This window comes from Streptomyces sp. NPDC026246 (assembly GCF_055567995.1).
On the sequence record NZ_JBVHPJ010000002.1, the window covers coordinates 255,083 to 270,242 of the forward strand.

Consider the following 15,160-nt stretch of genomic DNA (forward strand, 5'->3'; position numbering starts at 1 on the left):
GGGACCGGAGCAGGAGGCTCCCTCAGCCGGCGAACGCCGGCTGGGGCAGGCCCTGGCCCGCGCCGGGCACCACGAAGAGCGAACCCGCCAGGGCGGGCGGGTCGGTGAGCCCGGTGCGCGCGGTCGTGACGTACAGGTCGCCCAGCCCGGCCCCGCCGAACGCGCAGGCCGTCACCAGGGGCACCGGCAGGTCGACCACCCGGTCCAGCCGCCCGTCGGGCGTGTAGCGCCGGACCGCGGAGCCCTGCCACAGGGCGACCCACACGCAGCCGTCGGCGTCCACGGTGAGACCGTCGGGGAAGCCGGCGCCCTCCTCGATCTCGGCCAGCGTCCGGCGTCCGGACACCCGCCCGTCCGCGTGGTCGAAGACCTCCACGCGCCGGGTGGGTGTGTCGATGTAGTACATCAGCCGCCCGTCGGGGCTCCATCCGGTGCCGTTGCTGACGGTGACGTCGTCCAGCACGGTCTCGGCCGAGCCGTCGCCGGTGACGCGGGTCAGCGTCCCGCCGCCCGGCGCCTCGTCGTAGCGCATGGTCCCGGCCCACAGGGAGCCGTCGGGCGCGACGGCGGCGTCGTTGGCCCGGCGGCCGGGGACGGGCTCGCGGCACAACCACCGGAAGCCGCCGCCGGTGTCGCCCTCCTCGGGGTCGAGGAGGCCGATCCCGTCACGGAGGTTGAGCACCAGCCCGCCGCCGGCACGCGGCTTGACCGCACCCACGTGCTGGTCGGTGCGACGGGTCGTGCGCCGTCCGGTGGCCGGGTCGTACGTGTGCACGCGGCAGCCGAGGATGTCGAGCCACAGCAGCCGGCCGGCCGCCGCGTCCCAGGTCGGACCCTCGCCCAGCTCGGACTCGGCGCGCACGGCGACCTCGTAGGGGGTCCTCATGCCACGCTCCGGTGTCCGAGGTGCTCGGACAGCTCGGCGGCGCCCTTGGCGGCCAGCTGCTCCAGCTCGGCGCGGCGCTCCTCGCTCCAGCGGATCATCGGCACGGAGATGGACAGTGCGGCGACGACCTGCCCGGTGCGGTCGCGGACCGGCGCGGCCACGCAGGAGACGTCCGGGTTGGACTCGCGGCTCTCCACGGCGATGCCCCGCTCCCGGATCCCGGCCAGGGCCTCGCGCAGCGCCGCGGGATCGGTGATGCTGTTGGGCGTCATCGCCGCCAGCTCGGCGCCGTCGGGAATGCGCGCGGCCAGCTCGGCGTCGGGGAGGGAGGCCAGCAGCATCTTGCCGACGGACGTGCAGTGCGCGGGCAGACGGCGGCCGGCCGCCGACACCATCCGCACGGCGTGCGTGGAGTCGACCTTGGCGATGTAGATGACGTCGGTGTCCTCGAGGATCGCCACGTGCACGGTCTCGTCGCAGGTCTCGGCGACGGACCGGGCGACCTGCTGCCCCTCGGCGGCCAGGTCGAGCTGCTCGGCGTAGCGGGCGCCGAGCTGGTACGGGCGCACGCCGAGCCGGTAGCGTCCCGGCTGGCCGGGCACGGGGACGATGTACTTGCGCGCGGCGAGCGTGGTGACCAGCTCGTGCACGGTGGTGCGCGGCAGTTGCAGTCTGCGCACGATGTCGGGGGCGGAGAGCGTCCCGTCCCCGTCGAGGAAGAGCTCCAGAATGTCGAGAGCCCGGGTCACTGCTGGTACGAGGCGTCCCACGACCGGCCCCCTCCCTGTGTCTCGGCGCCCGCGTTCGATATTTCAACAGGCGATCGGCATGACGAACACAGGCTAGCCATAGAGGTAGGGCCGGGCAATGGCCCGAGGGACAGCGACCCGAAAGACCCCGAGCACCCCACACATACGTGTCCTGCACATTAAAGTGCCGCTGTGCGGCACGTCACATGTGCCGCAGAGGTGGGGGGATTCCTGTGCGTGAGATGACCATGGGCTCGAACGTGTCGCTGTCGGCCCTCAGTGAGAACGTCGGTTCCGCGATCGTGAGCCTCGGCTGGTCCAGCCCGAGCGGTCAGGGCGACGCCGACGTGTCGGTGCTGCTGCTCGGCGCCGACGGCAAGGTCCGCGGCGACACCGACTTCTACTTCTACAACAACCCGGTGGCCGCCGACGGCAGCGTGCAGCTGCTCGGCAAGGAGCCGACGGGAGACGGCAGCGAGGACCGGATCAGTTTCGACCTGACCGCGGTCCCGGCCGAGGTGGAACGGATCGTCGTCGCCGCCAGCCGCTACGGAACGGCGCGCTTCGGTGAGTTGGACGATCTGCGCGTGACGCTGGCCGACGCGGTGGGCGAGGCGCTGCTGCGGTTCGTCGTGGAGGGCGCGGGCGAGGTCAGCGCGATCATCTTCGGCGAGCTGTACCGAAGGGGCGAGGAGTGGAAGTTCCGGGCCGTCGGACAGGGCTACGAGAGCGGACTCGCCGGACTGGCCACGGACTTCGGCGTGGACATCGAGGACGACGCGGCGGAGGCGGACGCCGCGGCGGAAGCGGAGGCGGAGGCGGAGGCCCTGAGGGCGGACGGGCAGGAGACGGCCGCCGTGGCCGACCCCGGCGCCCCGCCGCGCACGGTCCTCGAGGCCGTCCCCGCACCGCGGCCGCCCGCCGACGCGGAGACGGCCCCGAAGAAGCGCGCCGCCCGGCCGCGGACCGCGAAGAAGAAGGTCACGCTGCCCCGGGCGCCCGTGAAGAGCCTGGCCGAGAACGAGTCCTGGAAGCAGGCCCGGCTCTTCCCGGTCTCGGCCCTCAAGAGCGACCGGGACCGGGAGATGCGCTCGACTTCGGTGCTGTTGTCGGTGATGGCTCAGGTTCCTCGGTTCGGCAGGAGGATCACCGCTCCCTTCGGAGCACCCTCCGGTCGCATGGAGACCTTCACCGAGGTGTCGCTGCCACACGGGGACACTCCCCGGCGCCCCGACGGCGTCATCCGCGTGGAGCGTGCCGGGAAGCTGTGGACGGCCCTCGTCGAGACCAAGACGAACGGCAACCCCCTCAAGTCCGACCAGGTGCAGGCGTACATGGACATCGCGGCCAGGCGCGGCTACGAAGCCGTGATCACGCTGTCGAACGACGTGGCACTGGAGGGCCGGCCGCTGGTCGACGTGAAGATCGATCGACGTCGCAAGCACCAGGTAGCTCTGTGGCACCTTTCGTGGGCCGAAGTGGCCCATCAGGCGCAGATGTTGATTCGTCACGAGGGAGTCGGGAACGCCGCACGCACTTGGTTGTTGCAGGATCTCCTGCACTACCTGCAGCACGAGAACTCCGGTTGCCACGGATTCCAGAACATGGGCTCGGCCTGGGTCCCCGTACGCAACGGCATCAGCGACGAAACCCTCTGTCAGGGCGATCCACGCGCCATGGAGGTCGTCGAGAGCTGGGAGCGCCTCATCCGTCAGGTCTGCCTGCGGCTCGGCGGTGAGCTCGGCCAGAAGGTGCTGCCCGCCCAGCGGACCCGGCGCGGCACCGACCCGGGTGCCCGCCGGGCGCGGCTCGCGGACCAGCTGTGTCTGGAGGGCAGGCTGCAGGCCGAGTTGCGGGTCGAGGGCGCGCCCGGACTGCTCGCCGTGTGCGCCGATCTGCGCACGGCCAAGCTGCGCACCTCCCTGGAGATCCCGGCACCCGAGCAGGGGTATCCGCTCACCTGGGCCAAGCGCCTGATCCGCCGGCTGGCCGAGGCTCCGGCCGACCTGCACGTGGAGACGCTGGTGGAGGGCGAGACGGGCGGTCCCCGCGGCACCCTGGAACGGCTGCGGCCCGAGCCCGCGGACCTGCTCCCGAAGGACGGCGCCCGCATCACCGGCTTCCGTCTGTCCCTCTTCAAGGGCATGGGCAGCGGCCGCGGCAGCGCCGAGTCCGGTTTCATCCGCAGCGTCGACGACGCGGTGCACCGCTTCTACACGTCGGTGGTCGTGCACGTCGACGCCCCGGCCCCCGGCCGGGCGGCGGCGAAGGAACGGGCGGGGGTGTGACATCCGGGGGCCGGGGTCCTCGTGACGGCCCCGGTCCCTTCACCGCCGCCCCCGGGGTACCCCCAGTTCTCCCCTCAGGCGGTGGGCGCGCAGGACCAGTTCGAGTTCGAAGCGGCGGTCCGGGTCGTCGATCTCGTCGCCCCACAGCTCGCGGATCTGACGCAGGCGGTAGCGGACCGTCTGCGGGTGGACGCCCAGGCGGGCAGCGACCTCGGGGGCGCCGCCGCGGGTCTCCAGCCAGGCCAGCAGGGTCTCGGCGAGGCGGCGGCCGTGGGTGGGGCCGCAATGGGCCAGGGGGGCCAGGCAGCGCAGGGCCAGGTCGTCGATCAGTTCCTCGGGCTGGAGGAGGACAAGGGCCTCGGTGTGCTCGGTGCAGTGGAGGACCTCCCCGGAGGGGAGCAGGTCGCGTTCCATGAGACGGACCGCCGCCTCCGCCCAGCGCAGCGACTTCGCGGCGTCGGCCAGCGGGACCGGCGGGCCGATCGCGCCGGACCAGCCGGCCAGGGCCCGGTGCAGCAGCTCGGGCCGGCCGGCCGCGTCCGGCTCGGGGACGACCATGCGGGGCTGCTCGTACTCCATGTCGAGCAGGACGCCCTGGCCCACCGCGGGGGCCATGGCCTCGCGGGCCGGGCGCAGCAGGACACCGACCGCGACCTTCCCGGGCACGGGCCAGCCGATGCGGGCGGCCCGTTCGGCGAAGGCCTCGGTGGGGTCGCCCCGGTGGTGCTCGGCCAGCAGCAGTTCCATGAGGCGGCGCTGCAGCCGCAGGCGTTCACCGGCCTGGCGGGCCGCCGCCTCGGCGTAGCCGCGCACGGACTGGTCGACCAGGCCGTCGAGGTACTCGTAGCCGGCGTCGACGAGTTCGTACATCGCCGGGGGCGGGATCTGCACGCGCTGGCCGATGTCGGCGAAGCGGCGCCAGGCCATGCGTACGCCCATGCGGTAGATCGCCTGGAGGGAGTCCAGGGAGCGGCCGTTGAGTCCCTCGCCGCGGCCGAAGTCCTGGAAGACGCCTGGCGGGACGGTGGGGCGGCCCTCGGAGTGCTCCAGGTGCTGGACGAAGACCTCGATGGCCCGGCGGATACCGACCAGGGCCATCGGCTCGCCGGAGTCGTCGAGGACGACGGGCAGGTGGGGGTACTCGCGCTGGATCTCGCGGAGGATCTCCTCGGCGAGCCCGGGCGCCTCGGCCATGACGGTGGCGGCGAACCGGCGCACCTGGAGGCGCGGCACGTCGTGCCAGGCCGAGCGGGTGGTGACGGTTCCGGTGCGGGCGGCCGTCATCGGTCAACTCCCCTGCCCGGCCCGCTCGTACGTGATCAGGGGCGTGTTCGGCTGGTCGGGGGTGGCTTCGAGCAGGGCGACCACGCCCAGCGCGGCCCCCACGGCGAGGGCGGCGGCGAGCGCTACGGTCAGCGCGGCAGCGAGCAGTCTGGACATCGCAGGGTCAGCCTCTCTGTCCCGGATTCGCCCGGAGATCGTCCGGAGGTCGCCCCACCCCGGCGCCCCGTCCCTGCTGTCGCGCCCAGTCTCGACAAGCATTGACACCCCGTCAAGAGCGGCCTACGGTTCCCGGCCCAACCGCACGCGCGCATTTCCGCCGCCGTGCCGGTCCTCTCGTACGTCGAGCCGTCCCAAGCCACTGGAGTGCCCGGATGCGCCGTACAACCTCCCCGTTTTCCCTGGTCCTGCTGGGTCTCGGCACGTTCCTGCTGGTGCTGGCGCCCCTGCTCGCCTGGTACGTGCAGCCGCGTGCCGCGGTGAACCCGATCGACATCGACACCACCGCCGTCTACACCGGCCGGGGCAGTGTGTTCGACACCGACCGGATCGAGACGGTCCCCGGCCGGCGGATCACCGTGACCCAGCGCGTCCGGGGCGACGTCGAGGACAGCGAACGCAGCGGCAACGCCGTCTGGGACGTGACGACCACCGTCGACACCGATACGTCCCTGCCGGCCGCGGACCCGCACGACGCGCTGGACTTCGTGCCGCACCGCTGGGTGATGGACCGCCGGACGACCCGGCCCGTGCACTGCTGCGGGGAGAAGCCCCACATCGAGGGCGAGGCCTACCTGAAGTTCCCCTTCGACGTGCAGAAACGCTCCTACCAGTGGTGGGACAACACCCTCGGGGACACGGTCGTGCTGCGCTACCGCGGCACCGAGAAGGTGCAGGGCTACACGGGCTACCGGTTCACCGGCTCCGTGCAGCCGACCAGGACCGGCACCCGCATGGTGCCCGGCAGCCTCGTCGGCCGGCCGCAGCGCCCGCAGGTCCTGGCCGAGGAGTGGTACTCCAACCACGGGTTCGTGCTGGTCGTCGACCAGGCCACCGGACGCGTGCTGTACGCGCAGACCGGGCCGCGGCGCACCCTGCGGGCCCCGGGCGCGAAGAAGGACGCGGCGGTGCTGCTGGACAGCGAGAAGGTCGCCTTCACCCCCGCCACGCAGCGGGAGGCCGTGCGCCAGGCGAAGCGGGACAGCGGTCAACTCCGGCTCGTGGGGACCACGTTGCCGATCGGCGCAGGGATCGCCGGTCTGCTGCTCGCGGTGGCGGGTGGCGTTCTGGTGGCGCGTGGGCGGAAGGAGCCGGAGCAGCCTGTTCCGTCCGATACGCCCCCTTCGCCCCAGCCCTCCCTCACAAAGTGATGTGACGTCAGCGTCGACAAGGGCGGAAATTGTCACGTCGGTGAGTAGCCGTGGCGAACGTCCGGGCGAAAACTGTCCAACCCCACCCCGAGCACAGACCGTCCACACTCCCCTCCTGGAAAGCGCTCAGGCCCCTCACAGGCCGACCCCCGTGATCCACCACCCCACCCCCCTCACCCCACCCCCCACGTCTTCCCCACGCTGAGTTCCGCACTCCGAGACGAGTTGGAGCACCCATGCCCCAGCACGTACCGTCCCCGCTGCGCACCGCGCTCTCCGGCGGGCCGCAGCACCCTCCGGCGCTCCCCCCACAGCCGCGCCGGATCGTCTTCCTCGCCCACCGCGATCTGGACAACCCCTCGGCCGGCGGCTCCGAGCTGCTGGTCGACCGGCTCGCCGACGGCCTGACCCGCCTGGGCCACCAGGTGACCCTGCTGTGCGGCGGTCCCGCGTCCTTCCGCGACTACCGTGTCGTGTCGGCGGGCGGCCCCTACGGCCACTACCTGCGGGCCCGTTCGGCGTTCGCCCGGCAGGCCGGCGAGTGCGACCTGCTGGTCGAGGTCTGCAACGGCATGCCCTACCTGGCCCCGCTGTGGCACCGCGGGCCGACCCTCACCTTGGTCAACCATGTCCACACCGACCTGTGGGCGATGCGCTTCGGCGGGCCGCTGGCCCCGGCGGCCCGCCTGGGCCGAAGACTCGAACACTGGGCGCTGGCCGGGGCGCGGCAGCGCAACCTGCTGGTGGCGGTGTCGTCCTCGACGGCGCACGCCCTGCGGGCGATCGGGGTCGCGCGGGAGCGGATCCGGGTCGTGCACAACGGCGTGGAGGAGCCGGGGCCCGGCGCCGGGCGCTCACCGGATCCACTGTTCGTCGCCGTCGGGCGGCTGGTCGAGTACAAGCGGATCGATCTGCTGCTGCGCCTGTGGGAACGGGTGCGCCCGGTGACCGGCGGACGGCTGGTCATCGTCGGCGACGGTCCGGAGCGGGAGCGGCTGCAGCGCATGGCCGGGCCCGGTGTGGAGTTCACCGGGTACGTCTCCGAGGCCGAGAAGCACCGGCTGCTGTGCGCTGCCTGGCTGTTGCTGCACCCCTCCGCCGTGGAGGGATGGGGACTGGTCGTGACGGAGGCGGCGGCCCGGCAGACGCCGAGCGTGGCCTTCGACGTGCCCGGGCTGAAGGACTCCGTGGTCGACGGTGAGACCGGCGTGCTGGCCCGGGGCGAGTCGTCGTTCGCCGCGGCCTGGTGTGCGCTGGCCCTGTCGGCGGAGCGGCGGGAGCTGATGGGCAAGGCCGCCCGGGAGCGGGCCGCGCAGTTCCGGTGGGACCGGACGGTACGGCAGTTCCGGGTGGTGGCCGCGGAGGCGGTGCGGAGCTGGGCGCCGTGACGTCGCCCCTGCGCCGCGTCGCTGACGCGGTGTCACGTGTACGCGCCGGGCACGGCGGGTCGCACCCCGCCGGCCAGCCGGCCCCGGACCCGGCCCCACGGCGACCGGGGGCGACCCCGGGCTCGCCGGACCCGGCCCCGAGCCCGCCGGGCGCCACCCCTGGCCCGTCCAGCGCAACCCCCGGCCCGTCGGGCGCCACCCCTGGCCCCTCCGGCGCGACCCCCGGCCCGTCGGGCGCCACCCCTGGCCCCTCCGGCGCAACCCCCGGCCCGTCGGGCGCCACCCCTGGCCCCTCCGGCGCGACCCCCTGGAAGGATCCCTCGCTGCGCCGGTCCCTCGCCCTCTTCCGTGCCTTCCTGCATGAGCAGGACGACCCCGCGGCGTGCTACTCGCTGCTCGCGCGGGACGCCGCCGATCAGGTCGAGGCGTACGACGGGCCGGTCGCCGGGCGGACCGTCGTGGACGTCGGCGGCGGCAGCGGGTACTTCACCGAGGAGTTCCGGCGGCGCGGGGCGCACGCGTTCCTCTTCGAGCCGGACCCGGCCGAACTGGGCGAGGAGCCGCCCGGCGCGGCCGTCGTCGCCGACGGGTACCTGCTGCCGCTGCGCGACGGCGTCGCGGACGTCACCTTCTCGTCGAACGTGCTGGAGCACGTCGCCGACCCGGCCACGTTCCTCAGCGAGCTGGCCCGGGTGACCCGGCCCGGCGGTCTGGTCTACGTCTCCTTCACCAACTGGCTGTCGCCGTGGGGCGGGCACGAGTGGGCCCCGTGGCACTACCTGGGCGCCGAGCGGGCCCGGGCCCGCCACCTGCGGCGGACCGGCAGGCCCGCCAAGCACACGCTCGGCGAGAACCTCTTCGCGGTGCACATCGGCTCCACCCTGCGTCAGGTGCGGGCCCGGGACGACGTCACGGTCGTCTCGGCGCGCTCCCGCTACTGGCCCTTCCTCGCGGAGGCCGTCGTCAAGGCGCCCGGGATCCGCGAGTTCGCCACCTGGAACCTCCTTCTCATTCTGCGGCGGTGTCCTACATGACGACCACGGTCCAGGCTCCTCCCCCGGCAGCCGCCCCCCGTACCGCGGCCGCGGCCGGCCCTCCCGAGGGCCCGCGGTCGCGGCGCTGGCTGCTGGGCTTCTGGGCCGTGGCGTTCACGCTGTTCCTCGCGGTGCGGCCCGGCCGGCAGACCTTCGACACCAAGCTCGGGGTGACCACCGACCCGGGCCGGTTCCTCGGCGACCTGGGCCAGTTGTGGCACGACCGTGCGGGGTTCGGCGGCATCCAGGACCAGTACGTCGGCTACCTCTGGCCGATGCTGCCGTTCCACTGGCTGTGCGACCTGGTGCGGCTGCCGGTGTGGCCGGCCGAGCGGCTGTGGATGTCGCTGATCGTCTCGGTGGCGTTCTGGGGCGCGCTGCGGCTGGCCGAGCGGCTGCGCGTGGGCAGCGGGGCGTCCCGGCTGCTGGGGGCCGCGGCGTACGCGCTGTGGCCGGTGTTCACCACCGTCATCGGTTCCACGTCCGCCGCCGCGCTGCCCGGGGCGTTCCTGCCGTGGGTGCTGCTGCCGCTGGCCGACGAGCGGTACACCGCCCGGGTCGCGGCGCTGCGCTCGGCGCTGCTCGTGCCGTTCATGGGCGGGGTGAACGCGTCGGCGACACTGGCCTCGCTGCTGCCCGCGGGACTGTACCTGCTGTCCCGGCCGCCGGGCCCGCGGCAGCGCGCGCTGATCGCCTGGTGGGCCCCGGCGGTGCTCGTGGTGACGGCCTGGTGGTGGGTGCCCCTGCTGCTGCTGGGCGCCTACGGCGAGAACTTCCTCCCCTACATAGAGACCGCGCGGACGACCACGGACACCATGTCGGCCACCGAGGCCCTGCGGGGCGCCGGGAACTGGGTGGCCTACCTGCACCTCGGTGAGGCCTGGCTGCCCGCCGGCTGGACCGTGGCCTCGTCCGTGCTCGTGATCCTGTGCTCGGCCCTGGCCGCCGGACTGGGCCTGGCGGGGCTCGCCCGGCGGGACATGCCCGAGCGGCGCTGGCTGGTGCTGACGGTGCTGGTGGCGGCGCTGGTGCTGCTCGCCGGGTACGGCGGGGCGTTCGGGGCGCCGTTCCACGGGGTGGTGCAGGGCTGGCTGGACGGGTGGCTGTCGCCGTTCCGGAACATCTACAAGTTCCAGACCGGCCCGGCGCTGGCGCTCGTGCTGGGCCTGGCCCATCTGGCCGGGGTGGCCGCCGAGCCGCGCGGGGCCCGGCCGGTGCGCGGCCGGCGCTTCGCCCCCCTCGCCGCCGCCGTCCTGGTCCTGCCGGGGCTGCTGTGGCCGTACCTCAACGGCTCGATCCTCAACCCGGGTTCGTTCCCGAAGCTCCCCGCCTACTGGCAGGCCACGGCCGACTGGCTGGAGAAGTACTCACCCGACTCCCGCGCCCTGGTCGTCCCGGCGACCGCGCACGGCGTCTACACCTGGGGCTCGCCCATCGACCAGCCGCTCGACGTCCTCGCCGACTCGCGCTGGGCGCAGCGCGACTACGTCCCGTTCGGCACGCCCGGCAACCGGCGTGCGATGGACGCCGTCGAGCAGGCGCTGACGACCGGCGCCGAGGTGCCGGGGCTGGCCGACTACCTGAGCCGGGCGGGGCTGTACTACGTCGTCGTGCGCAACGACCTCGACCCCGACCAGATCGGCTACGTGCCGACCGCGACCGTCAAACGCACCCTGGAGCAGTCCGGGTACGAGCGGGTGACGGGGCTCGGGCCGGTGATGACGGGCGGCCGGATCGCACGGGACGCGCCGCTCCAGGTCGAGGGGCTGTACCCGAGGCAGCGGGCCGTGGAGATCTACCGCCCGGCCGGCCCGGACGTGGTCCGGCCCGGGCAGGCCGGGCTCACCCCGGTCGCCGGCACGGCGGCGGTGTCCGGCGGGCCGGAGGCGCTGCTGCCGCTGGCGCAGCGCCTGCGCGGGCGGGCCGCCGTCCTCACCGGCGACGGCCACCCCGGGGTCGAGACCCCGGCCGTGCAGGTGGTGGGCGACGGGATGCGACGGGCCGACACCCGGTTCGGGCTGGTCAACGCGAACACCTCGTACACGTACACCCGCGACGAGCGCAACGCGTCCGGCGCCCTGCAGGACCCGGGCGGGAAGCCGCGCCAGATCCTGCCCACCGAGGGCGTGGAGCACCAGACGGTGGCCGAACTGCGCGGCGCCGCCTCGGTGTCGGCGTCCTCGTACGGCAACTGGCTGTTCCACCTGCCGCAGTACGACCCCGTCAACGCCTTCGACGGCGACCCGCGCACCGCGTGGGCCGAGGGCGCGCCGGACACCCCGGACGGGCAGTGGCTGCGCATCGGGTTCACCGGCCCGTACGCCATGCCGTCCTCCTTCGAGGTCACGCCGCTGCCGCAGGAGAACGTGCGGGCGGCGGCCACCAAGGTGCGGGTGGAGACCGCCAAGGGCGAGCGGACCAGCTTCCTGCGGCCGAACGGCGAGCCGCAGCGGATCACGGCGCCCCGGGGCGCGACGACGTGGATGAGGCTGACGATCGAGGACTCGGCGGGGCGGCGCCCCGGGCTGACCGGTGCGGGCTTCTCCGAGATCACGCTGCCCGACGTGCGGGTGACCCGGCTGCTGCGGCTGCCGGCCGACGCCGACCGGGCCCGCGCGGACGCCACCGTCGTGTCCCTGCACCGCGCCTCCGATCCGACGGGCCTGTCGCCCACCGGCGCCGAGGCGGGCCTGCACCGCCGCTTCACCACCGCCCGGGCGGGGACGTACGAGGTGCGGGCGAGCGCTGTTCCGGTGCCGGGCGCGGCGCTGGACGAACTGCTGTACGAGGTGGCCCCGGAGCAGCGGGCCCGGATCGTCGCCACCGCCGACTCCACGGCCCGTCTGGGCGCCGGTGTCGCGGCCCGCAACCTCACCGACGGGGACCTGACGACGGCGTGGATCGCGGGCGACCGGCCGACGATCCATCTGCGCTGGCCGGGCAGGCAGCCGGTCGGCGAACTGGTCCTGGCCCCCGCGGGCGGCCTGTCCAGCCGCGCGACCAAGGTGGAGATCAGCTCGCCGGACGGCGCCGCGATCGCCGGCGTCGACGAGAACGGCTGGGTCCGCTTCCCGCCCATCACCACCGACCGGCTCGACATCACGGTCACCGGGACGGCCCCGCTGACCCTGCACAACCCCGTCGCCGACGAGAAGCTGCGCCTGCCGGTGGGCCTCACCGAGGCGTACGTCCCGTCCCTCGACCAGTACCGCACCCCGCAGCCCGACGGCACCCGGGCCTTCTCCCTGCCGTGCGGCAAGGGCCCGGAGGTGGCGCTGGACGACGAGCTGTACCCGACCAGCGTGAAGGGCACCGTGCGGGCCCTGGTGGAGCGGCGGGGCGTGCGGGTGACGCTCTGCCAGAAGGGCCGCGACGAGGCGGAGGTGCGGCTGGCGGCGGGCGAGCACCGGCTGGAGGGCGGCGACGCCGGCCCGCTCGCGCTGACGGACGTGACCCTGACCCGCGGCACGGTCGACGAACCGGCCTCCGCCGGGCGCGACCTGCGCATCCGGGACTGGCTGGGCGACCGGCGCGAGGTGACGGTCGGCTCCGGCGCGGCCTCGTACCTGACCACCTACGAGAACGCCAACGACGGCTGGCGGGCCACGCTGAACGGCGAGGAGCTGACCCCGCTGCGGCTGGACGGCTGGCAGCAGGGCTGGCGCATCCCGGCCGGGGCGGGCGGCACGGTCGAGCTGTCCTACGAGCCGGCCACGACCTACGACGCCGGGCTGATCGGCAGCGGCGTGGGCATCGCGGCCCTGCTGGGCCTGGCCCTGTGGCGTCGCCGCGCCCCCAACCCCGACGCGGCCCGGCCCGCTGTGCCGCCGCCCGGCCTGTGGCTCGGCACGGTCGCCCTGACGCTGGTGGGCGTCGTGATCGCCGGCTGGCTCGCGCTGCTGGTCCCGGCACTGGCACTGCTCGCGGCACGCCGGCCCGCGCTGCTGGTGCCGATCGCCTTCACCGCCCTCGCGGGCGCGGGCGTCGCCGCGGCGTTCGGGGCCGGGGAACCGGTCGGCGCGGGCTCGGGGGCATTCGGCCACGTGGCCCAACTGCTCGCCCTGACCGGCCTGTTCGCCGGTCTGGTGAGCCTGCGCGAGCGGCCGCCCGCCGAGGGCCCGACCCGGCCGCTGCCGAGGGCGGGCACGGGGAAGGGCGGCGCCGCATGACGGCACCGGTGCGCATCCCGTTCCCGGTGGTGGACGAGGTCTCCCGGCACTGCCTGCAGCAGGAGGAGCCGGAGACCGTCCACATCGAGGTCCACCTGCCGGGTCCCATCGACGGGGCCCGCCTGCGCAAGGCGTTCCTGGAGGCCCTGCACCGCCATCCGCGCATCCTGATGCGCGAGGCACCCGGCCCCTGGTACCGGCGCCGTTACGAGTGGGAGCTGACGCGCGCACCGGACACGGAGGCGGTGACCTTCGCCCCGCCGGGGCCGCACGCGCTGCGCGACGCCCGGGCACGGGCGCTGGCCGCGGCCCCGCCGCTGTCCCTGTCCCCGCCGGTGCGGCTGGAGGTGGTCGGCTCGGTGCTGCTGCTGACCGTGAACCACACCGCCCTGGACGGCCCGGCCTGTCTGCGCGTCCTCGCGACGGCCGCGGAACTGTACGGCGGCAGGGACAACGCCCCCGCCGCGCCCCCGGTCCGCCCCACCGAGCCCCCGCAGACCGCCCCGGACACCCGGCCCGGCCTGGCGCCCCCGGCACGGGTGGCCCCGGGCACGCCGGCCGCCAGGGGCGGCAACGGCCTCCTGGTCACCGAACTGCCGCTGCCCCACCGCCCCAAGGGCTCCCCCTACACCGTCAACGACCAGCTCATGGTCACCACCGCCCTGACCGTCGCCCACTGGAACCGGGAGCACGGGGCCCGGCCCCGCCCGCTGCGCATCACCATGCCCGTGGACGACCGCCCCCGCGACGCCTCCATGCCGATCGGCAACGGCACCCGCCTGGTCGACGTCCCCTTCGCCCCGCGGGAACTCGACGCCGGCGCCCTGCCCGACCTGCTGCGCCGCACGGCCGAACGCACCCGGGCCCTCAAGGCGCAGCCCCGTCCCCAGCTGGGCCACGGGGCCGCCCTGCTCACCGCCCCCTGGGCGCCGGTGCCCGTCCGGGCCGCCCTCACCCGGGTCCTGCGCCGGGCCGCCGCGCCCTGGACGTCGACGACCCTGCTCAGCAACATCGGCCGGATCCCCTACCCCCTGGACTTCGGCGCGGAGGCGGGCCGCGCCCACGCCGTCTGGTTCTCGGCGCCCGCCCGCATGCCCCGCGGCCTGACCGTGACCACCGCCTCCACGGCGGGCCGTCTCCACCTCGCGCTGCGCTGGTCGACGGCGCTGCTCGGGGACGGCGACGGCGAGCGGCTGCGCGCGCTGTTCGCGCACTACCTGCACACCACGGAGGTGACCGCGTGACCACGACCACCGGACCCCCGCCGCGCGAACTGCGCGACTTCTACGAGAACCCCGCCGTCCCCGTCGCCTCCGGCACCCCGCGCAGCCTCCGGCAGGCGCGCATGCTGGCCCGGGCCCTCGGCCCGGCCGGCGCCCAGGGGCCGCGGACGGTCCTCGACATCGGCTGCGGCGACGGCACCGCCGCGGCCACCGCCGCCCCGCTCCTGCCCGGCCACCGGGTCGTCGGCGTCGACTGGTCCCAGGACGCCCTGCGGCGCGCCCGCACCCGCATCCCCCACGTCGTGCGCGGGGAACTCACCGGCGGGGGCCTGCCGTTCGCGTCGGGGTCGGCGGACGCGGTGCTGTTCAGCGAGGTCGTCGAGCACCTCGTCGACCCGGACGCGGCGCTGGACGAGATCCGCCGGATCCTGCGCCCCGGCGGCCATCTGATGCTGTCCACCCCGAATCTGGCCGCCTGGTACAACCGGGCCCTGCTGCTGGCCGGGGTGCAGCCGGTCTTCTCGGAGGTCAGCCTGCGCCGCGTCCACGGCCGCCCGGGCAGGGAGGTCGTGGGGCATCTGCGGCTGTACACCCCGCGCGCGCTGCGGGAGTTCGTCGCCGCCTGCGGGTTCGACGTGGTCCGGCTGGAGGGCGCCCCCTTCCACGGGGTGCCGCGCCCGCTGCGCCCGCTGGACCGGCTGGCGTGCCTGCGGCCGCAGCTCGCCTCGATCCTGCTGCTGCACGCGCGAAGGACGTAGAGCGTGTGGTGGGG

General features: G+C 74.7%; 11 protein-coding genes. 7 read left to right on the forward strand and 4 right to left on the reverse strand.

The genetic code is table 11. From position 1 onward, the window contains the following. Window positions 1–22: 22 nt before the first annotated feature. The gene (locus tag ACZ4M5_RS05275; protein ID WP_467733296.1) at window positions 23–886 is read right to left on the reverse strand and encodes an SMP-30/gluconolactonase/LRE family protein; all 864 of its coding nucleotides are present in this window, start codon (window positions 884–886) and stop codon (window positions 23–25) included. Beyond that, complete coding sequence (locus ACZ4M5_RS05280; protein WP_398111420.1) at window positions 883–1,656, reverse strand: IclR family transcriptional regulator; 774 nt, start codon at window positions 1,654–1,656, stop codon at window positions 883–885. The genes ACZ4M5_RS05275 and ACZ4M5_RS05280 overlap by 4 nt, the downstream gene beginning before the upstream one ends. A gap of 221 nt (window positions 1,657–1,877) precedes the next feature. Between ACZ4M5_RS05280 and ACZ4M5_RS05285 the strand changes: the two genes are divergently transcribed. Beyond that, entirely contained in the window at window positions 1,878–3,923 is a 2,046-nt protein-coding gene (locus ACZ4M5_RS05285; protein WP_467734237.1) for a TerD family protein, read from the forward strand. A 39-nt stretch (window positions 3,924–3,962) separates the two neighbouring features. On the opposite strand, the gene ACZ4M5_RS05290 is transcribed toward ACZ4M5_RS05285, so the two are convergent. Both ACZ4M5_RS05290 and ACZ4M5_RS05295 read right to left on the reverse strand, forming a co-directional pair. Beyond that, window positions 3,963–5,207: a PucR family transcriptional regulator gene (locus tag ACZ4M5_RS05290; protein WP_467733298.1), complete on the reverse strand. Its 1,245-nt coding sequence runs from the start codon at window positions 5,205–5,207 to the stop codon at window positions 3,963–3,965. A 3-nt stretch (window positions 5,208–5,210) separates the two neighbouring features. Further along, on the reverse strand, window positions 5,211–5,363 hold the full coding sequence (locus ACZ4M5_RS05295) for a hypothetical protein (RefSeq protein ID WP_298572590.1): 153 nt from the start codon (window positions 5,361–5,363) through the stop codon (window positions 5,211–5,213). A gap of 215 nt (window positions 5,364–5,578) precedes the next feature. Between ACZ4M5_RS05295 and pgfA the strand changes: the two genes are divergently transcribed. The 6 genes from pgfA to ACZ4M5_RS05325 all read left to right on the forward strand — a co-directional run bounded on the left by pgfA (window position 5,579) and on the right by ACZ4M5_RS05325 (window position 15,146). Then, the gene (gene pgfA, locus ACZ4M5_RS05300; RefSeq protein ID WP_467733301.1) at window positions 5,579–6,574 is read left to right on the forward strand and encodes a cell envelope lipid trafficking protein PgfA; all 996 of its coding nucleotides are present in this window, start codon (window positions 5,579–5,581) and stop codon (window positions 6,572–6,574) included. 236 nt (window positions 6,575–6,810) lie between these two features. Further along, window positions 6,811–7,962, forward strand: coding sequence for a glycosyltransferase family 4 protein (locus ACZ4M5_RS05305; protein ID WP_467733303.1), 1,152 nt, complete (start codon window positions 6,811–6,813; stop codon window positions 7,960–7,962). Window positions 7,963–8,285: 323 nt separating this feature from the next. After that, window positions 8,286–8,996 carry a class I SAM-dependent methyltransferase gene (locus ACZ4M5_RS05310; protein WP_467734239.1) on the forward strand — a complete coding sequence of 237 codons (711 nt, stop codon included), beginning with the start codon at window positions 8,286–8,288 and terminating at the stop codon, window positions 8,994–8,996. Further along, window positions 8,993–13,165, forward strand: a complete 4,173-nt coding sequence (locus ACZ4M5_RS05315) for an alpha-(1->3)-arabinofuranosyltransferase domain-containing protein (RefSeq protein ID WP_467733305.1) — start codon at window positions 8,993–8,995, stop codon at window positions 13,163–13,165. The genes ACZ4M5_RS05310 and ACZ4M5_RS05315 overlap by 4 nt, the downstream gene beginning before the upstream one ends. After that, the gene (locus ACZ4M5_RS05320; RefSeq protein ID WP_467733307.1) at window positions 13,162–14,409 is read left to right on the forward strand and encodes a condensation protein; all 1,248 of its coding nucleotides are present in this window, start codon (window positions 13,162–13,164) and stop codon (window positions 14,407–14,409) included. Before ACZ4M5_RS05315 ends, ACZ4M5_RS05320 begins: the two co-directional genes overlap by 4 nt. Further along, window positions 14,406–15,146, forward strand: coding sequence for a class I SAM-dependent methyltransferase (locus ACZ4M5_RS05325; protein ID WP_467733309.1), 741 nt, complete (start codon window positions 14,406–14,408; stop codon window positions 15,144–15,146). Before ACZ4M5_RS05320 ends, ACZ4M5_RS05325 begins: the two co-directional genes overlap by 4 nt. Window positions 15,147–15,160: the final 14 nt, after the last annotated feature.

Excerpts from the sequence above, each read along its gene's own strand:
- ACZ4M5_RS05275 (WP_467733296.1), bottom strand. The coding sequence starts at position 886 with ATGAGGACCCCCTACGAGGTCGCCGTGCGCGCCGAGTCCGAGCTGGGC.
- ACZ4M5_RS05290 (WP_467733298.1), bottom strand. The coding sequence starts at position 5,207 with ATGACGGCCGCCCGCACCGGAACCGTCACCACCCGCTCGGCCTGGCAC.
- ACZ4M5_RS05295 (WP_298572590.1), bottom strand. The coding sequence starts at position 5,363 with ATGTCCAGACTGCTCGCTGCCGCGCTGACCGTAGCGCTCGCCGCCGCC.
- pgfA (WP_467733301.1), top strand. The coding sequence starts at position 5,579 with ATGCGCCGTACAACCTCCCCGTTTTCCCTGGTCCTGCTGGGTCTCGGC.
- ACZ4M5_RS05305 (WP_467733303.1), top strand. The coding sequence starts at position 6,811 with ATGCCCCAGCACGTACCGTCCCCGCTGCGCACCGCGCTCTCCGGCGGG.
- ACZ4M5_RS05315 (WP_467733305.1), top strand. The coding sequence starts at position 8,993 with ATGACGACCACGGTCCAGGCTCCTCCCCCGGCAGCCGCCCCCCGTACC.
- ACZ4M5_RS05320 (WP_467733307.1), top strand. The coding sequence starts at position 13,162 with ATGACGGCACCGGTGCGCATCCCGTTCCCGGTGGTGGACGAGGTCTCC.
- ACZ4M5_RS05285 (WP_467734237.1), top strand. The coding sequence starts at position 1,878 with ATGACCATGGGCTCGAACGTGTCGCTGTCGGCCCTCAGTGAGAACGTC.